The sequence below is a fragment of the Pseudomonas sp. Z3-8 genome (assembly GCF_051131975.1).
Taxonomy (GTDB): Bacteria; Pseudomonadota; Gammaproteobacteria; order Pseudomonadales; family Pseudomonadaceae; genus Aquipseudomonas.
The window spans coordinates 2,194,830-2,211,260 of the sequence record NZ_CP071643.1 but is presented as its reverse complement, the minus strand read 5'-3'; the positions used below and the strand labels follow the sequence as shown (position 1 = coordinate 2,211,260).

Here is a 16,431-nt window from a genome sequence, read left to right as displayed (position 1 = left end):
TTACTCCGTCAGCTGTTGCATATCCGGGTGGGCCTTGAGAAAGGCGTATTGATCATCGCCGCAGGCTGTGACCTGGCCGGCGATGATCGGCAAGCTGCTGCCGTCCGGCATGATCAGCGTGCGTGAGGTGTATCGGGTGTCACGAAACACTCGTGCCGGTCCGATGGGGGCCGACGACTCGGTTTGGACGGGCTCAGGCACCGCCGCGACGGCAGTTGGCCGCTCGGTGTCTGTTCGCGTTTTGCTCATTTGGGCAGCTCCAGAAATGCGAAAGCCCGCACGTGGCGGGCTATGGATAAATGTCGGAGTCAGTGTTTGTGGTTCGGCGTGTTGCCACCGGTATCGATGATTTTTCCGCCGCCGTTGATATCGCCCGTGACCTGCAACGGGCCGTTGATCAGCACATTGCCCGTCAGGGTGATATCGCCTGCCGTGGCGTTGATCTCGCTGTCCGTTACGACCACTTCGGTTCCGCCGACTTTGATCGTCACGGTACCGCTTGGCACGGTGATGATGTAGGTGCCGGCCTGCCAGTCATAGACCAGCGAGCCCCCATCCTCGAAGCGCCATACCTCGACGTGGTCGCGGTTGTCCGGCGGTGCCCCGGCATCGCCATAGAGGCCCGGGATAAATGTGCCCTGCGCCACATCGCCGCTGGCACTTACCAGAGTTCCCTGCTCGCCCATGCTGGGGGCTCGCCAATGACGGGCTTTGCCGGCGGCGATGCTGTGCCAACGCACCCAGGCACTGACCCAGTCCCCATCCGACACCCGACATGCGGGTGGCGAAGCGGTCAGATCCAGCGCGACCACATAACAATCCTTGACCAGGCCGGCCAGCATGCGGTCATGCTGCGCACTGGGGTAGCTCATGCCATTTCCTCCGGTGGTTGATAGCTTTCCTCGCTACCAGGGCCAGTGTCAGGGCTGAAGCCCCAGAGCAAAGTACCTGGGGGCTGATTCGGCCACGGCCACTCTTCCCTGCCTAAGTAAATACCCTGGGTCCACTCAACGACCCACACCGCATAGCTGTCGAGCTCCGGCCGGGTCCAGTCCTGTGATGCCTGGACGAACTCTGCCGGCTCGACCGCCAATCCCCATGTCTGCATGCGCAGCACAATGATTAGCTGAGCCGCGATGAAAGCCGCTACCTGCTGGCAGTGCTCGTGATCGCTGCCGACGATGATGCGCGCTTCGAAACGCGCCTCGACTCCGACTTCGCCTGTGCCGGGGTCCCGACCGGGCTCCAGCTCGACCAGCTCAAGCACAACTGCAGGGATGGGTACGTGCTGCAGCATGTCGGGCATGGTGCAGATGTATGCCAAGCCGGGAATAGCCTGGGCGATCTGTTCTTCAATGGCTGAGTAAAGGTGGTCGAGAGGAATGATGGGATCAGACATGGGCTGATTTCCTCAAGTATTTTTGCAGCTCGAAATTCATCTCCTGCTCCAGGATCTCAAGCAGCCGCTGATGCGCACGACGCGACCATTCCTCAAAGTGAGGCCGCACGTCGTCGAGCGATATCTTGGCCTTGGCCAGTGGATAGCGGCTACCGTTCTCGGCAATCCAGCCCGAACTTGGCCCACCGCCGCCAGACACGTCACTGTCGGGATAGTCGCTTGCTCTGAAGTGTTTACTGGCGGTACGAATCCATATGTCAGGCGCGCCGCCATAAACGGTCTGATAGAACGCCCCCTGATACTTGCGACCCGCGACAGAGACGCCAGAGCGGCCCTGTCGTACCCGGCCTGCGCGACTGGCCTCAATGGGATTGACGCCAAACCACAACTTGGCTTGCTCGTTGGAGTTGACTGGGTAAGCCTTTAGTCGCTGACGCACAGCGGCGATGGCGATTCGGGCTTGCCGGCCTACTGCTCGTGCAATGTGAGTGCGCAACCAACGCAGCGTCTTGTTCAGTGCTCGCCGTTGAGCTGCACGGGCGGCTTGTGGAACAAGAGCGGCAAAGTCGGAGAACGCATCCTTATCGGCTTGAGCCAGTTGCAGCGTGAACAGACCGGAGCTGGCCGAGGATTTGACATGACTGCCGACGCTCATCGCACCTCCCGAAGAATCAAGTTGACCCAACCGGTGCCATCCGGCTCACGTTTGACGATGACATAACGCCCGCCGCCGTCTTCTGGCATCAGCTGGACAGTGATTAACTGGCCATCCGAAATGAGGTGGGCATCAACAATACGGACGGCGAACACTGGCTCGCGTATACCGGTGTTGATCCTTCCCACCTTTGGTTGCAACCAGGGCGCCGAGAAGAATCCCGGCACCGGTAAGTCACGCCCGTCAACCAGAGCCTCGTCGCCCAGGACATCCAGCAACTGCACATCCATCGCTGCAACCTGGTCACGGAAAGCCATCAGCTATCTCCGCCATCCGAAGTAGAGGATCCAGACTCCAGCTTGCCGCGCTTGGCAATGACGCCTTCGTCGAGCAACAGATCCCGGATCTCAATGCTGGGCGGAACGTACACTTCGCCTTTCCGCACCAACTTAGCACCGTCCTGCACACAGCCTTCGATCACAACGTATTCAGCTTTCGCGGCCATATCACACCACCTTTGCAAAGACGAAAGCGTTAGGCTCTAGCATCCCGGCCAGGGCAGCGCTTTGCAGCTTCAACCACCGGGCGCTCGGATCTTGGGTGACCCAGCTTTTGGGGAAACGGGCCGCTTCGACCAGGCCACTTTCAATGGCTTCGATGTCCTTGATCGCGCCATACAGCATCGCGTTTCGAGTCGAGGTCGAGCCGAGCATCAAGCCGCCGCTTGGCACCATCTGCTGCTCGTCACCCTCATCGTCTAGGTACCACTCGTCGTAGACGTACAGGTCGATGCCGGGGTCGTTCAAATAGCCGAGATAGGTCACGCCATCTGGCAGCTCTTCAGGCTTGATCACGCCCATGTCCACTCGGCGAGAGTTGAGCTGTTTCAACACTGTTTCGTTGCGCTGGAAAGCATCCTGGGCTTCGCCACTGAGCACAGCGACGTTACCGGTGCGCCCGGAATCCTTGGCAATCTGGCGTTTCCACTGCCGCAAGTTGGCGATAGGATCGGAGTCCGCCGTGTCCCAACGCCCAGCGCCCAAGACGATCTTGTGGCTGTCCTCCATCAGAAAATCGATGGTGTCATCCACGCCATCGCCCAGCACCCGAACGCGCCCAGTGCTCAGCGCCTGGGCGCACATCCACTCTTCACGGCGAGTGATCTCGTCGTCCAGGTCGATCAGGTCGCGCCCCAACTGCTCGCCCGCTCGCTCCAGGGGAGTCCGTGAGGAGAATGGGTTATCGCCGGCAGCACGCTTGAGGATTTGTTCTGCTCGCGTCTCGCGCTTAGGCTGGATGTAGGGCGGCTTGTACGTCTCAGAACTGAAGCCGTTACGCAGCGAGACACTGCCGGGCAGCGACGGGTGTACGAAAGGCGCCATCTTGCGCTGGCCCTTGATGATGTCGATGGTCACCGCCTCGGTGCCGAAGGTAACGGGGTTGCCGCCGTTGAAGAAAGTGTTCATCAAGAAGCGACGAGGCGTATTCATCTGCTCAACGGCTTCGAGCATGGTGAGGGTGTCAAAAATATCAGTCATCAGATGCTCCGGTCAGCGGATGAAAATGCAGAAATGTCGAAGGGCGGCTTTGGCCGCAGCCAAGGTCAGGCCCTCACCGAGGTGGAGCTGGGTGCCCAGCACTTGACCCGTCAAACGAACGGGCGCGCTCTTGGCCCCGCCCGTGGTGTCTACGTCCTCGTCGAGGATGGCCGTAGGCACCTGGGAGCCGTCTTCAGCAGCGGTTTTACACAGCACGAACTCTTTCGAACTGGTTACCTGCCCCAGGACAGATCCCCGCAGGAGCGTCTGGCCAGCGGCGATCAAACCGGTGTCCATTGCAATGGGAAAGTCACCGGCAGAAAGGTGGCTCGGCTGGTAGGTTTTACGTTCCGGGTTGCTCATGAATGTCTCCTGTCAGCGGCGCGAAGCGCCCGCAACGATTGCACTGACGGCTGCCTGGCGTTCGCCCTGCTTGCCATCACCGCTTGGGGTTGTAGCCGTGACGCCCTGTGCATCGCTTTTGATGGCAGAAAGGGAAATCCCGCGATCCTGGGCGGCTTTGAACAATTGCAAGGCTGTGGCCTCGACCGTAGTGCCTGCATCAATCGCCGCTTCGATATCTTTCTCGAAGCCTTTGCTGGCCAAGGCGTTAATGCCCTTGATGCGCTCGCGTTCTGCAGCGGCGCCTTCGGCTCGAATGGCGCCGAGGTCAGGCTGCTGGGCCTGGGCGATTTCGATGGAGTTCGGATCAGTGCCGGCGGCCAGCGCAGTACGCAGCTCCGCCGTGGTGTGTACGGTGGTCATGGTGGTTTTCCTTGGGACAGTGATGGCCGGTCTGGCCAGTTCGGTGATGAGGGATTCAAGCGAGCCCAACCGATGGGCAAGACCCGACTCAACAGCGGCGGCTCCGACGCGTAATCCACCGAAGTCACCCATTGCGGGGACCTTGGCGGCGTCGGTGCTCAGGTTTCGCGCCACTTTGCCGACGAAGACTTCACCGAGGGCATTCACGGTTTCACCGATCTTGGCGCGCCCTTCTTCGGTTGCGAGATCGGGCCGCTTGTTCGGGGCGTTGCTGCTAACGATCTGATAGCGCTTGCGGCCGTTGGCAGCGTCACTTTCAACGACAGCCTCAACGACTACGCCGATGCTGCCGGCCAGACTGGCTTCGTCGATGACGATCTCGTGCGCTGCCGAGGCGATCCAATACGCAGCGCTCGCCCCTATGCCACCAATGTACGCGACGATCCGCTTGCGCTCTCGACCCGCGAATATCATCTCGGCCAATTCATTGATGCCGGAAGCGACACCGCCAGGGCTGTCGATGTTGAGCACAATCGAACGGACTTTGGGATCGTCCAGCGCTCGCTGGATGTCCGTGCCCAGGACCTGAGTGCTAGTAGCGCCACTGATTTCAGTGAACATGTTTGCATAGCGAAAGATCGGCCCAGTTACGGGGATCACTGCCACGCCGTTTCGCATAGTGACTTTGCGGGTATCTTCCAGCCGCTCGCCGCGTCGGGTCGCCAGGGCCATCGGATCGCCCATACGGTCGGCAATGGTCAGCAAGTTTTCCAGGGCGTCAGGCAGCATTAGCCAAGGCTGCGACGCAGCCAGCTCAAGTGCTCGAGGCATATTCAGTCCTCTTCGGATTTGGGGTCAGGCGGGTTTTCTAGCCCGCTCTTGGGCAGGGCCTGCAGGTTTTTAGCGCGGCGTTGCTCCACTTCCCGTACACGCTGACGGAACACCTGCTGCCAGGGCTCGCCGGTCATGGCCGCTGTTTCGAGGGTTTCGTTGCTCACGCCAATTTCGATGCGCTTACCGGCCGCGTTGGCTTCCTTCAGCTCATCAATAGCCCCACGGGCCGGACCGATCCAAATGGCCTGACAGTAGGCCTTGCGCTTGGCTGGGTCGCCGTAGCCCGGAAGGTCAATCAGGCCCCTAGCCACGGCTTCGTCGATAATCAGCTCACGGCTTGGCTGGCAGAAATCACAGGCAAGCCACCAACGACGCAGACTGTAGAAACGCCAAGCCTGAAGCATGGCGGCGCGGGCCGCGCTGTAGCTGCTGCTGTAATGGAGCAAGAGCTCTTCAAGTGGCAGCTCCAGGGCAGCGCCGATCTCTTTCACCACGGCGGTGAAGAAGGGATCAAACTGGGCATTGGGTCGACCTGGGTTCGCTACGACTGGCTCTTCACCAACGCCGAGGTCAATCACGGCCCCCTCGCCTAGGGCCAGCTCGCCATCGGTGGTGTCATCGCCTTCAGGGCGCTCGTCCGCCAAAGCAGTCATTGGCAGGTTGCCGGTTGGGAAATCAGAGCTCTTTTTGATGAACACCGTGAACATTGCGGAGATCACGGCGGCCATAAGCTCCGCGCTGCTGTAGCGCTCGAGCTTTTGCAGCGGCTCCAGCACAGGCGCCAGGTAGGGAGCCCCGCGCTTCTGACCTGGACGTTCCTTGTCCGCCAGGACGTGCAACACACGTCGCCGGCCTGTCTCCTCACCGAAAGCGGTAAGTCGCTCCCAGCTCAGTGGCTTACCGGCTAGATGCTCGCCGGGATAGCCGGTGCAGACGTGATAGGCCACGGGCGCGCCCAGCGAATCGAACTCAACGCCATCAACCAGATTGACCCGGTCCATACCGCCGTTCGGATTGCCGACCCGATCCGACTCGATCAACTGTAGTCGCGTGCTGAAGACACAGCCCGGACGCTCCTGATCCGGGCTGGCCACCAACACATCACCAGCGACCAGCGACGACACCAAGACCAGGGCTTGCAACTGGTAATGATTGAGGGTCGCTTCGGCATCACACTCTCTCGGATCATCGGCATACAACGACCAAAGCCGGTCCAACCGGCCATTCAATTCGTCTGCCTCCTCTTCGGTAAGGCCTAGGGCCTCATGGTCCACCTGGGCGCGGCACACCAGCCCGGTGCCCACGACATTGGTGCGCAACCGGGTGATGGCAGCGCGGGCTATCAGGTGGTTACGCATGGCGTCCCTTGACCGGGCCACCAGCATTCGCCGCTCGCTCTGATTGAAGTCCCGTCGCGGACTCCCGAGGCCAGGTATCCAGCTGGCCATGCTGCGCAGCATGCGCGAAGCGCCTCGCCAGCGAGTTTCAACACCGCCGCCACCGCCCTGAGCAACAATCTGCTGGCCGTCCACCGAAGCCTTGGCCACCTTAATGGCCTCGCGCATCAGCAGATCGGCCGGGCCTTCACGCTTACTGAATGGCCACATGATCAGATCCCCAGGTACGAGACGCGATTGCGGCCTCGACCACGCAGTGCCGCCTGTTCGTTGGCGACTTCCTGAGCATATTGTTTCTCCAGCAGGCGCAAGCTGTTGAGCTCTGCCAGTTGTACCTCACGATCAGCCCGGCGCAGGCGCTGACCCTTTTTCAGGACGTCAGAAATTGCCGCCCTAACTTCAGCTAGGCGCTGTTGTGCGTCAGTCATGGTTGATTTCCTTAATAGCCCGCTCGACTGCGGGTGCCCCGCCCACGAGCGACTACTCGGCGCGGTACCGGTGCGACCGGTTGTTCGGTGTTGAACAGCGTTGGCTGCATCAATTGCTGTTCCAACTGGTCCCACTCGTGGTCACGTAGCAGATGCGTTTTAAGGCTACGTGCGGCATGCAGGGCATACACCTCGCAGTCCAGGGCTTCGTTGCGGCGCCCGGCTTTTTTCTGCCAGACCATCTTGCTGGGGTTACGCGCATGCGGCGCCAGCACTTCGTTGGTGAGCTGTTCGTAGTAATCCGAACGGATCTCGCTGTACCAGTGCATGCGCCCCGGCCCGACACCCTTCAAGCGCAGACGGCCATCGATCAGCGTCTTGGCCTTATGCGTGCCAACGATGTGCACCCGCAGGCCATATTTCGCCGCTTTGGTGTTGTCCTGCGAGGTGTCCACAGACTGCGGTGGTTTGGTGAAAATTTCCTTGTCGCGGCTGTCAATCGACGCGCCCTTGATCGCCATGATGTTGAAGCGCTGCCGATCACGGACATAGCTGTAAACGGCATCGCTGGTATTACCGTCCGAGCTGTCGATACTGACCGCCGACACCGCGAGGTGCGCGCCGCCCTCGGTAGGGATTGGCTGAGCGATGACCCGATCCAACTCCTGCCAGACGCTGTCGTGGGGATCGATGGGGTTGCCGTGTAGCTCGCCCCAATAGAGCCGCCAGGACTCTTCGCCGCGCCCCCATCCGGTGATGATCAGCGCTAGCCGGTCACCTTGCACGTCCACACCCACGGTGACCAACAGCACGCCCCTGGGCGCTGTCAGTTCGGCGTATGGTTCGGCTCGCTTCTCCAGTTCGTCTGTCTTGGGCGCATCGCTTTGGTACTCGTAGCTTTCGCCCTTGGAGCTGTTCACAAAGGCAATCATCGGACCGATGTTGCCTTGCGCCGCTGCGTGTTCGGCCTGGAGCTTTTTCTCCATCAACGCCTGGAAGCGTGACCCCCAAAAGGTAGCGTACAGCTCATTTAGGATGTAGCCGGCAATACCGCGAAACTCAGCCGTAGCCTGCCAGCGCCCATGCTTGAGGTTCGCGTTTTTCTGGTTGTCGTCCCAAATCGCGCCGCAATGTGGGCACGAATAGAACGCCTTCTCCGGCCGTTTTTTGCCGTAGACCTCGTGGTGATACTCGGGGTCTTCATCGCAGTGAAGGTTGTCAAAGCTCAGCGCATGTTCCTGGCCGCATTCGTGACACGTCACCAAGCCGATGCGCTTGTCCGACAGCTCCAGCTCCGCATCAATCGCCGACAGACCTTTGATCGTTGGTGTGCCGCCGATGATGATCTTGGAACGGCGAAAGGTTTTAAGACGCTCCTTGGCGAGCTTGATGCTATCGCCCTGCCCGCGCAGGTTGAGGTTGCAGTCATCGGGCTCTTCAATGGCTACACGCGGTACCGGTGTAGATTTCACGCTGGCCGGGCTGTTGGAGCCCACCATCTTGAGGAAACCGCCAGGAAAGCGCTTAAAGTCTTGGCGCTGCTGCAACTTGCGACTGCGTAAATCGACCTTTTTGCGAAGCCGTGGTGTCGCCTCGATCATGGGTTCGAGCTTCTCACCCACGTACTGCTTGGCGGCTTCGGCCTTGGGAAACAGCACCAATATCGGCGACGGATCGATGTCGATCCACTTGCCCAGGGCGTTACCGAGAACGCCCGACGTCCAGGCTACCTGAGCCGATTTGCGACCGACGATCTCGGTGACCGCCGGATCGTCCAGCGCCTCCAGAGGGCCGCCGGGCCAGGTCAGGTGAGGCGTGACGTTGAAGCGATATTTGCCGGGGCGGGCTGATTCTTCTGGCGCCAGCCAGCGGTATTTTTCCGCCCATTCGATAATGCTCATGCGCGGCGGCGGTGCCCACTTCCGGCAGGCGCCGCGCAGCGCGTTAATCGCCGTCTTTTTCAAGGCCCTCCGGATCGTCCGGTTCGTCAGAATCTCCATCTGACTGGGCATCATCCTTGTCATAGTCTGACAGCCTCCTCAGGATGGTTTCGATGGGGTCGGCGATCAGGCGCTCGTCAACTTCAACGCCGTAGCGCGCCGACAGTTGTTCCGCCAACTCATCCGGAAATGAGTTGAGCAGCTCGACTTTGGCTGCCGTGATCATTGCCTCAAAGCGTCCGATCAGATCCGCCGCGATTACGACCTCGCCCAAATCCTTGGCCAGCGCCAGCTCTTCACGATTGGCCCTGACACGGTCGAGCCGGTCACGAGAGGATTCTTTTTTGCCGTTGAGCGCGGCCTGTTGCATCAGCCACTGGATCACCGCCTCGGTGTCGTATTGGTTTTCATTGCCCCGGCCCAGGCCGAACTCGATTACGGGCATGCCGTCGTTCTGCCAACGGGTCAGCGTGCGTTCATCGCGGCCGACGATCTCGCTCAACTCGGCTTTGCTGACTGTTCTTCCCATCGCTAACCCCTTGAAAAGACGGACATCCCAGCAAAAAACTCAGCTGCAGGGAATCCGCGAGTTCGGTAACCCGTGTAGGGGGCGAGCCAAGGGGAGGACCCAGAAAATCCCCCTCCCCCTACCCCTGCCCCGCGTTGCTTGATGCCTCGGTGACACCCAATCGTTTCGCTACCCAGCGTTCGTACAGGCCAATCGCAACGTCGGCGCCGGCCATAGCCGTCAAACATCCCAAGGCGCCCGCCGTCCAGATCGACATGCCGGCGGCGATCATCAACATCATCGCCGTCACTCCGCAGGCGATACAGGCACCGGATCGAAGGGCGAGGCGCCGCAGCAATGCCCAGCCCCGCGCCCCGTCCTTGTCGGCCCGCCACATCTCCCCCGATACGCCGCCAACCAAGGCCAGGAGAATCACTAACCAGATCGGCATCTCTGCCAGTGCTTGTTGTTCGTTCGTCATTGCCCCGCCCCTTAAACGCAAAAACCCGGCGCAAGGGCCGGGTTTGGTGTGTGGTGCCTGCCGCTTTATGCGGTCGCACCTATCGAAGATGAGTACTTTTTACAGGTCGATTCCGGTGGCAGCAAGCCGGTTTTAATGCCACCCCATCAATAAGGGGTCAACGCAAGGTCAATGTGGGGGTAATGCACGGGTAATGCGCGGCGGGGCATAGTTATCGCGGCTTCCAGCGCCTAGGGCGCTGTCCTTCCTGTCCCACTATCTCGGGTCGAAGTAGGACAGCTACAGGCGCCTAGAATCGGGGCCTGCCCCACTGTCCTACTTTATTTTCTCTTCTCTCCCGTAAAGAGAAAAAGCTAAGAGCACGCGTGCGCGCCATGGGCGCGTATGCGCTCCCGCTACGCTCACACATGGGCGGGACGTGCTGGAAGGTTGGACAGTAGGACAGCTCAACAACAGCGCGGCCCGCGCTTGTCCAACTGCATCGAACAGCAGTGGGACAAGGCGAGCCGGTAGGACAGCCACGGACGCAAACGAGGTCAAGCAGCAACTCCCATCAGTAGCCAATAGATGCACAAGTGCGCGTCATGCAGACGCTGGTAGTAGGTGTCGCGCCCGCAGCCGCAGTGGGCATACTTCAAGCGCATGTCGCTGTCTTGGTTGCAGTAGTGCTCTCGCACGATTTGCACATGCAGAGGATCGAGATGTTTGGTCACGATCAGCTCGACATCAAGCGAACCTTCCAGCGGCGCACGGAACGCCCGCCGGCCTCGAATCAGCTGTCCATTGCTCTCCATCATCATGGCAACCATGTTCCCACCGGCGAGCCCGCCGGCACTGAGGTCGCTATGCAGCTCCTCGGCCCATTTGCGCAGCCGCGCATCGATCTCCTTAATCATCGAAACATGGCTCCTCAACCGGCTGCTGCTGAAGGTTCGATGACCTGCCCCAGTTTTCTGGCTTCTTGTAAGCCCAAGGCCTGATGCCACTCTTGCGCAGAGCAGGTTGCCGGACCTTTCGCCAACCCAACCGGTGCATGATCGCCCCCACCCGCATCTGCTCCGGCTTGCCCCAGTGACCGAAGTCCAGCTTCAGAGCCCCGAGGAGAATGTCGGTGCCGGTCGCAGTCTCGCCAAGCTGAGACTCTTCGAGCCAAGCCAGGATCGGGCCTTCCCACTCATCCACCACGAAGCGTTCTTCCTGAGCCTCAGCGAACAGCGGCGCCTCCTCCCTGTTGACCCACCAGATATCGCCTGACTGATAGCAAAACATTGCCTCGGCCCATAGCTGGTCGCGGATCTCGCGCAACTTATCAAGGTCCACCTTGGTACAAGCAACCGGCCAATATCGACGGTTGCCGGTGGCATCCTTCAGGTACTCATCTTGGTTCGTCGTACCCACGAAAACACACTGGCGTGGCACGTCCATCGTTCTGCGGCCATAGCTCTCGCGGTAAGTGTCCGTCGAGGCAGAAAAGAACTGCTTCGCCTTGGTGGACTCGGCCTTGTTGAAACTGTCCAGCTCCCCCAGCTCAACGATCCACTTGCCGCGAATCGCCTGGAACCCATCCTTGTCGCCCAAGGCGAAGGGGGTATCCATAAACCAGGCACCACCCAACACCGACATGGCCGTGGATTTACCGGCGCCCTGTGCGCCTTCGAGGATCATCACCGAGTCAGCCTTGCAGCCCGGCTGCATCACCCGGCCGACCGCCGATACCATCCAGCGCTTACCGACCTTGGAGCTGTAATCTGTCGGGGCTACGCCCATGATGTCTGTTAACCAGGTGTCGAGCCGGGGTACCCGATCCCACTCCAGGCCATTGAGATAATCGCGTACCGGGTGAAAGGCATGGTCATGTGCAACAACACTGACGGCCTCAATAACGCTGCTCGCCTTGACCCGCAGGTTGTATTGTTGCCCGAGCCACTTCATGACCAGCATGTCATCAATGTCGGCCCAATCGCCGACACCGCCGCCATACGGGGCAGCACGCAGCTTGACGATCTTTGAGCTGAACGCACTGAAGCCAATCACACCGGCCCAACGTTCGTCGTTGCCCAGAATCAGCTCTACGTTTTGCATGTGCGCGATCAACATGCCGTTTTCCGTGCGGGCCAACTGGTCTTTCCAGCCTCCTGCCGCAGGTGGCTTGACCACGGCCAGTATCTGGCGGCGCACCGCCTCCAATCCTTCAGCACAGTGCAGGTCGTTGAAGTCAGTCCACTTGTCCTCTCGCTCCACCGAAAAGATAGGGCCGACTACCTGACCACCTACAACCGTTGCCGCGTTGTTGGCTTTCTCTTCACCTGGGTTCCAGGGCTCGCCATTCGGGCGCTTGGTTTTCCAGTCATCATCCCGGCAGATGATTAGAGGACGCCCTGGGAACCGCTCGCGCATTGCCTTGGCGACCGTCATGAGGTTGCCCGCATCAAAGGCAATGGCGACCGTCAACGATGTCGCCATGTGCAGGCTTGCACCGGTGGCGTAGCCCTCACACACAAGCACTGGCTCACCCGGCTCAGGGTGCGGACCAATGAGGTGGAAGGCACCCTCTTTCGCCATCCCATAGGGCCAGTAAGACTTGTCGCGGCCAGTGTCCTCTTGCTTCTCGGGAAATATCACTTGCAACCCGACGATCTGGTCCCGAGCGCTTTGCATGGGCACCAAAACCGCGCCGGAGCGCGGAGCATAACGAACGCCGAGGCCTACGATCTGCTTTCGATCCAGATAGGCGCTACGGCCCTTCTCGGGCATCCGTTTGAATAAACCAGCAGCACGGTTAGCCGCTCGACGGGCAGCGTTGGCAGCCTTCTCGGCGGCCTTGCGCTTGGCCTCCTCCTGACGAGCGCGCATGACTTCACGCTCTTCAGGCGTCATCCGGCCGGGCTTCACCCTGATCTTTTGCGTTTCCCCTGTGCGCCAGTCTCCGAACGCACCGAAGATCAAAGTTTCGCCTTTCTCGGTGTGGTGCTCGTGTAGAACGTACCAGCCGTTTTTTTCTTTGCCCTTATCCAGGGCGGTCTTGCATCGAGTCAGCTTGCCGTAAAGCAGTGGTTGCGCGGGCTCCAGACCGAAGTCCGCAAATTGATTCAGCACGTCATCGAGCATGGCGAGCCTCTCGCATCTCATCGATGGACTGGCAGTTCACACACTGCGTGCAGCCCTGCTGGGCCAGTCGCCGCGCCTCGGGGATCGGATCGTCACAGCTTTCACAGAACAACAACGAATGCCCAGGCAGCGCCGGCTTGAACGCACTGCGAGCAGCAAGCGCCTGATCGATGCGCTCCTGCACCAAGTCATTGGCAAAATCAGCAATATCAGCCACGGCCGTCACCCCGCGTTGTCTGGTTGACGTACGTGGCGCGGTTGAACAAGCCCAGCAGCCCCTGGATACCTCGAAATACTTGCAGGCGGATCGCGGCCAGCTCGTGATCGCTGACCACTCCATCGCCAATGCTCTTGGCCCAGGTGTCGGCCAGATCGGCCACCTGCCGAAAATACTCGGCGAGGCCCACGGTCAGGGTTTCCGGCATGTCAGTGGTGTACACCTCAGACAGCTCATGCCAGATCGTATCGCCGACCAAGGCATGCACCGCATCCAGAATGCGCCTGTCCTTTGTCAGCTCGAGGATCTCGCCAAACTCTTGAATGTTCACCGAGTGGCTGGGATGCGTGGGGGACAGTTTGTGCTGCAGCGTGGTGGGGTTTCGGCCGGTGGTGGCGGCGATTGCAGCGGCGCCGCCTGGGTAGTCCCGTGCGGCATGGTAAAGCGCCAGATCGAGCGGCAGGACTTCCCGCTGTGCTCGTTCAACGCAACTCAGAGCGATTCGGCTCATGGCATTAATCCTTAAAAGTTGCCAGTGCCGCGCGACATGCAGTGGTGATACATTTGCCGCGTGGCTTGAAAGGGCCCAAACGCCGGCTAGATCTAAGGGATCGATACCGGCACCGTGCCGGGGCAAACAATCCGTTGTTCACCCCTGGCGCAACAGCTGCCCAATCTGTGGTGGAAAGGCAGCAACACCAAGGCTTCCGAGCCTTGGGAAAGCGCGATAAAGAGAGGTGGTTTGCATGTGGTGTGCCCGCCTATCTTTATCGCGACCCGACAGCGCTGTGGTGGTGCGTGCCGGGAGGAACTGGGCGACCTTTGGGTCGCCTTTTTTCTAAGCTGCGCGGGCCAGGACAGGCTCCGGAGGAAACACATCATCAAGCGTGCAGGTAGCCCCGAGTCGATTCAGTGCAGCCGTTATGGCGCGACAATCACTCAACCCAGGCATCCGATTGCCTGACTCGTAGTTACTCAATCGAGCCTGCGTCCAACCCAGCACCTGCCCCAGATCTCTTTGCTTTATTTGTGCCTCTTTCCTGAGGCGAGCGATGTTATTCATGGAAATGACTCCTCTAGTCAGCGCAGAGAATAAACACATTACGTGTTTTATTCAACACGATAAGTGAGAAAAATATATTTCATTACGTGATAAAAAATCCCGATGGATACTTTAGGCTCACGCATCAAGCGACTTAGGAAACAGAAACGCATCAGCCAGAAGGCCTTAGCGGAGGTCTGCGGCTGGTCGTCTCAATCTCGAATAGGTAATTATGAGAGCGATCTCAGGGAGCCAAACCTGATGGACCTTGCCCTTTTAGCCCCTGCGTTGGGGGTGACGGTGGCAGAACTCATTAGCGGCACGAACTCAACACAGTCGGCTTTAGCAGGACATGAAGATGCGTCGATAGCTGTATCGAACTCTTCAGATGGGGCGGCAAGGCTGATAGGCCCCGCCAAGACAGGAGTGGTGCCAGTGGTAGGCACAGCGAAACTAGGGATGGACGGCTATTTTGAAGCCTTGGACTTCCCGGTAGGCCACGGTGATGGCTACCTGCATATTTTCAGCGATGACCCAAATGCTTATGGCTTGAGGGTCATCGGCGACAGCATGCATCCGCGCATCAAAAGCGGAGAATACGTCCTGATAGAACCGAATAAGGCCTATGTTACCGGCGATGAAGTCATGGTTCAGACTTATGACGGCCGCTCGATGATCAAGGAGTTCATCTATCTACGAGAAGGCGTGTACCGGTTCGATAGCGTCAATCAGGACCATAGTCCATTGCACCTGGACCAGCACGAAGTGATGAAGGTCCATCTGGTTGGCGGCATCCTTAAATCATCACGGTTCACGCATGAGCCTCAAAAATAATCACAGTACGTGTTGACTTAGTCAACACAACACGTGATATTTGCCTCACTCTTCCACCACAGAGCGAGGCAAAACCATGTACACCACAGCATCCCTTCACATCCATCCGGCAGTTGCCGACCTAGCCCGCGTCTTTGAAGTAAGGCGTCTGGCCCGCATCTACGGCTGCGCATTCATCCCGTCTAAACCGAAGCAACAGGCCCGTACCGCACCGGCTTCCTTCGATCCAAACGACGGAGGACGGGCGGCATGAGCAAATTCAAGATAGACAACCGCGCACTGACGTTGCTTAGCGCCCAGGTGAACCTCAGCGGGACTTTCAACCACACCCTACGGTCAACGCCTCGACGCGATGTGCTGGCGTTTCGTTTGAAGGTTGAACGCAACAAGGCGGACAGCACCTTCACCATTGAGCTGGGCTCAGAGCGCCACACGTTGACTCTGCCCAACACCAAGAAAACTCACCTGAAGCTGGCCGACTTTATTGAGGAGATCGTCAACGGCCCTTTTGACCAGACTGGCGAACCGCATCCGGTACGACATGCTGAGCGCGAGTACGGCGCTTTCAGCGCCCAGCAGCGCGAACAAGTTTACATGCTGGTTTGCACGGGCGGATTTATCGACCTGGACCTGGGCTTTGAGCTACCGATCCGGCTCGCCGTGCACCGAACGCGCACGCGCTCCGGAATCACCGTAGTCATGAGCATCGGCGTCAAAAGCCCGCGTACCAAGTGCTTCACCGTGTACGGCACCGACGCTGAGATGTACGAGCAGGTTTGCGAATCCATTAACCACCTGGCTGCGCTGGCGACACCCGCCGCGCACGCAGCTTAGGAGGTCTGGCATGGAGCGCAATCTCGAAAAGACCGCCAAACATTTCGGCCTGACTCGCCCCGCCCTGATCAAGCTCATGCGTGAGAAGGGCCTGCTCACCGACCGCAACCTGCCGGCGTTCCCCGTTCGTGACCGTGAATACCTGCGGGTCAAGGACAGTAATTGGTACCACGACACGCTGGGCATGCAGTACAGCCAATCGACCCGCGTCCGGCAAGCCGGCATCCCCTGGCTAGCAGTGCAACTAGGCCTCGACCTTCCTACCATCCCGGCAGAAAACCGTGACGTGGCCTAGGGAATATGCCCGCCAGATCATCGCCCTACGCACCCGAGAGGAGCGCAACGCCGCGCTCCTTGAGGTGCCGGAGCATCTGCGCGAGCTGACCAAACGCCACTGCCTCAATGCCTGGAATCACCCTGCCCGAAACAAACGCATGGAGAGCCGAAAGCC

At 59.6% G+C, this 16,431-nt stretch carries 22 protein-coding genes; 3 read left to right on the top strand and 19 right to left on the bottom strand.

Annotated elements, in window-relative coordinates:
• From J3P94_RS10285 to J3P94_RS10195, 19 genes are all read right to left on the bottom strand, one after another.
• On the bottom strand, positions 1-249 hold the full coding sequence (locus J3P94_RS10285) for a hypothetical protein (RefSeq protein WP_434573097.1): 249 nt from the start codon (positions 247-249) through the stop codon (positions 1-3).
• A gap of 59 nt (positions 250-308) precedes the next feature.
• Positions 309-872 (bottom strand): phage baseplate assembly protein V, encoded by a 564-nt coding sequence (locus tag J3P94_RS10280; protein ID WP_434573095.1) that lies wholly within the window; start codon positions 870-872, stop codon positions 309-311.
• Positions 869-1,399 (bottom strand): hypothetical protein, encoded by a 531-nt coding sequence (locus J3P94_RS10275; RefSeq protein ID WP_434573094.1) that lies wholly within the window; start codon positions 1,397-1,399, stop codon positions 869-871. Before J3P94_RS10275 ends, J3P94_RS10280 begins: the two co-directional genes overlap by 4 nt.
• Positions 1,392-2,054 carry a hypothetical protein gene (locus tag J3P94_RS10270; RefSeq protein ID WP_434573092.1) on the bottom strand — a complete coding sequence of 221 codons (663 nt, stop codon included), beginning with the start codon at positions 2,052-2,054 and terminating at the stop codon, positions 1,392-1,394. The genes J3P94_RS10275 and J3P94_RS10270 overlap by 8 nt, the downstream gene beginning before the upstream one ends.
• The gene (locus J3P94_RS10265; protein ID WP_434573090.1) at positions 2,051-2,371 is read right to left on the bottom strand and encodes a head-tail joining protein; all 321 of its coding nucleotides are present in this window, start codon (positions 2,369-2,371) and stop codon (positions 2,051-2,053) included. The genes J3P94_RS10270 and J3P94_RS10265 overlap by 4 nt, the downstream gene beginning before the upstream one ends.
• On the bottom strand, positions 2,371-2,559 hold the full coding sequence (locus J3P94_RS10260; RefSeq protein ID WP_434573088.1) for a hypothetical protein: 189 nt from the start codon (positions 2,557-2,559) through the stop codon (positions 2,371-2,373). The genes J3P94_RS10265 and J3P94_RS10260 overlap by 1 nt, the downstream gene beginning before the upstream one ends.
• Position 2,560: 1 nt before the next feature.
• Positions 2,561-3,592 (bottom strand): major capsid protein, encoded by a 1,032-nt coding sequence (locus J3P94_RS10255; protein WP_153388756.1) that lies wholly within the window; start codon positions 3,590-3,592, stop codon positions 2,561-2,563.
• A gap of 12 nt (positions 3,593-3,604) precedes the next feature.
• Positions 3,605-3,955: a head decoration protein gene (locus J3P94_RS10250; RefSeq protein WP_343470293.1), complete on the bottom strand. Its 351-nt coding sequence runs from the start codon at positions 3,953-3,955 to the stop codon at positions 3,605-3,607.
• 12 nt (positions 3,956-3,967) lie between these two features.
• On the bottom strand, positions 3,968-5,188 hold the full coding sequence (locus J3P94_RS10245) for a S49 family peptidase (protein WP_434573086.1): 1,221 nt from the start codon (positions 5,186-5,188) through the stop codon (positions 3,968-3,970).
• Positions 5,189-5,190: 2 nt separating this feature from the next.
• Positions 5,191-6,798, bottom strand: a complete 1,608-nt coding sequence (locus tag J3P94_RS10240) for a phage portal protein (RefSeq protein ID WP_434573084.1) — start codon at positions 6,796-6,798, stop codon at positions 5,191-5,193.
• A gap of 2 nt (positions 6,799-6,800) precedes the next feature.
• A complete protein-coding gene (locus J3P94_RS10235) occupies positions 6,801-7,016 on the bottom strand; it encodes a hypothetical protein (RefSeq protein WP_135846607.1) in 216 nt (71 codons plus the stop codon).
• Positions 7,017-7,027: 11 nt separating this feature from the next.
• The gene (locus tag J3P94_RS10230) at positions 7,028-8,917 is read right to left on the bottom strand and encodes a phage terminase large subunit family protein (protein WP_149632522.1); all 1,890 of its coding nucleotides are present in this window, start codon (positions 8,915-8,917) and stop codon (positions 7,028-7,030) included.
• Positions 8,918-8,960: 43 nt separating this feature from the next.
• Positions 8,961-9,485 (bottom strand): terminase small subunit, encoded by a 525-nt coding sequence (locus J3P94_RS10225; RefSeq protein ID WP_149632523.1) that lies wholly within the window; start codon positions 9,483-9,485, stop codon positions 8,961-8,963.
• A gap of 118 nt (positions 9,486-9,603) precedes the next feature.
• Positions 9,604-9,945 (bottom strand): phage holin family protein, encoded by a 342-nt coding sequence (locus J3P94_RS10220; protein ID WP_135846610.1) that lies wholly within the window; start codon positions 9,943-9,945, stop codon positions 9,604-9,606.
• Positions 9,946-10,481: 536 nt separating this feature from the next.
• Complete coding sequence (locus tag J3P94_RS10215) at positions 10,482-10,841, bottom strand: hypothetical protein (RefSeq protein WP_434573081.1); 360 nt, start codon at positions 10,839-10,841, stop codon at positions 10,482-10,484.
• Positions 10,834-13,053 (bottom strand): VapE domain-containing protein, encoded by a 2,220-nt coding sequence (locus J3P94_RS10210; protein ID WP_434573079.1) that lies wholly within the window; start codon positions 13,051-13,053, stop codon positions 10,834-10,836. Before J3P94_RS10210 ends, J3P94_RS10215 begins: the two co-directional genes overlap by 8 nt.
• Complete coding sequence (locus tag J3P94_RS10205; protein WP_014339657.1) at positions 13,043-13,270, bottom strand: TraR/DksA family transcriptional regulator; 228 nt, start codon at positions 13,268-13,270, stop codon at positions 13,043-13,045. Before J3P94_RS10205 ends, J3P94_RS10210 begins: the two co-directional genes overlap by 11 nt.
• Positions 13,263-13,781: a phage regulatory CII family protein gene (locus J3P94_RS10200; protein WP_181289207.1), complete on the bottom strand. Its 519-nt coding sequence runs from the start codon at positions 13,779-13,781 to the stop codon at positions 13,263-13,265. The genes J3P94_RS10205 and J3P94_RS10200 overlap by 8 nt, the downstream gene beginning before the upstream one ends.
• Positions 13,782-14,108: 327 nt before the next feature.
• Positions 14,109-14,333: a helix-turn-helix transcriptional regulator gene (locus J3P94_RS10195; protein WP_135846614.1), complete on the bottom strand. Its 225-nt coding sequence runs from the start codon at positions 14,331-14,333 to the stop codon at positions 14,109-14,111.
• 102 nt (positions 14,334-14,435) lie between these two features.
• On the opposite strand from J3P94_RS10195, the gene J3P94_RS10190 reads away from it, so the two are divergent.
• The 3 genes from J3P94_RS10190 (at position 14,436) to J3P94_RS10180 (ending at position 16,275) form a co-directional block, all read left to right on the top strand.
• Positions 14,436-15,146, top strand: coding sequence for an XRE family transcriptional regulator (locus J3P94_RS10190; protein ID WP_135846615.1), 711 nt, complete (start codon positions 14,436-14,438; stop codon positions 15,144-15,146).
• 249 nt (positions 15,147-15,395) lie between these two features.
• The gene (locus J3P94_RS10185; RefSeq protein WP_434573076.1) at positions 15,396-15,980 is read left to right on the top strand and encodes a hypothetical protein; all 585 of its coding nucleotides are present in this window, start codon (positions 15,396-15,398) and stop codon (positions 15,978-15,980) included.
• Between the two features lie 10 nt (positions 15,981-15,990).
• Positions 15,991-16,275 (top strand): phage antirepressor KilAC domain-containing protein, encoded by a 285-nt coding sequence (locus J3P94_RS10180; protein WP_434573074.1) that lies wholly within the window; start codon positions 15,991-15,993, stop codon positions 16,273-16,275.
• Positions 16,276-16,431: the final 156 nt, after the last annotated feature.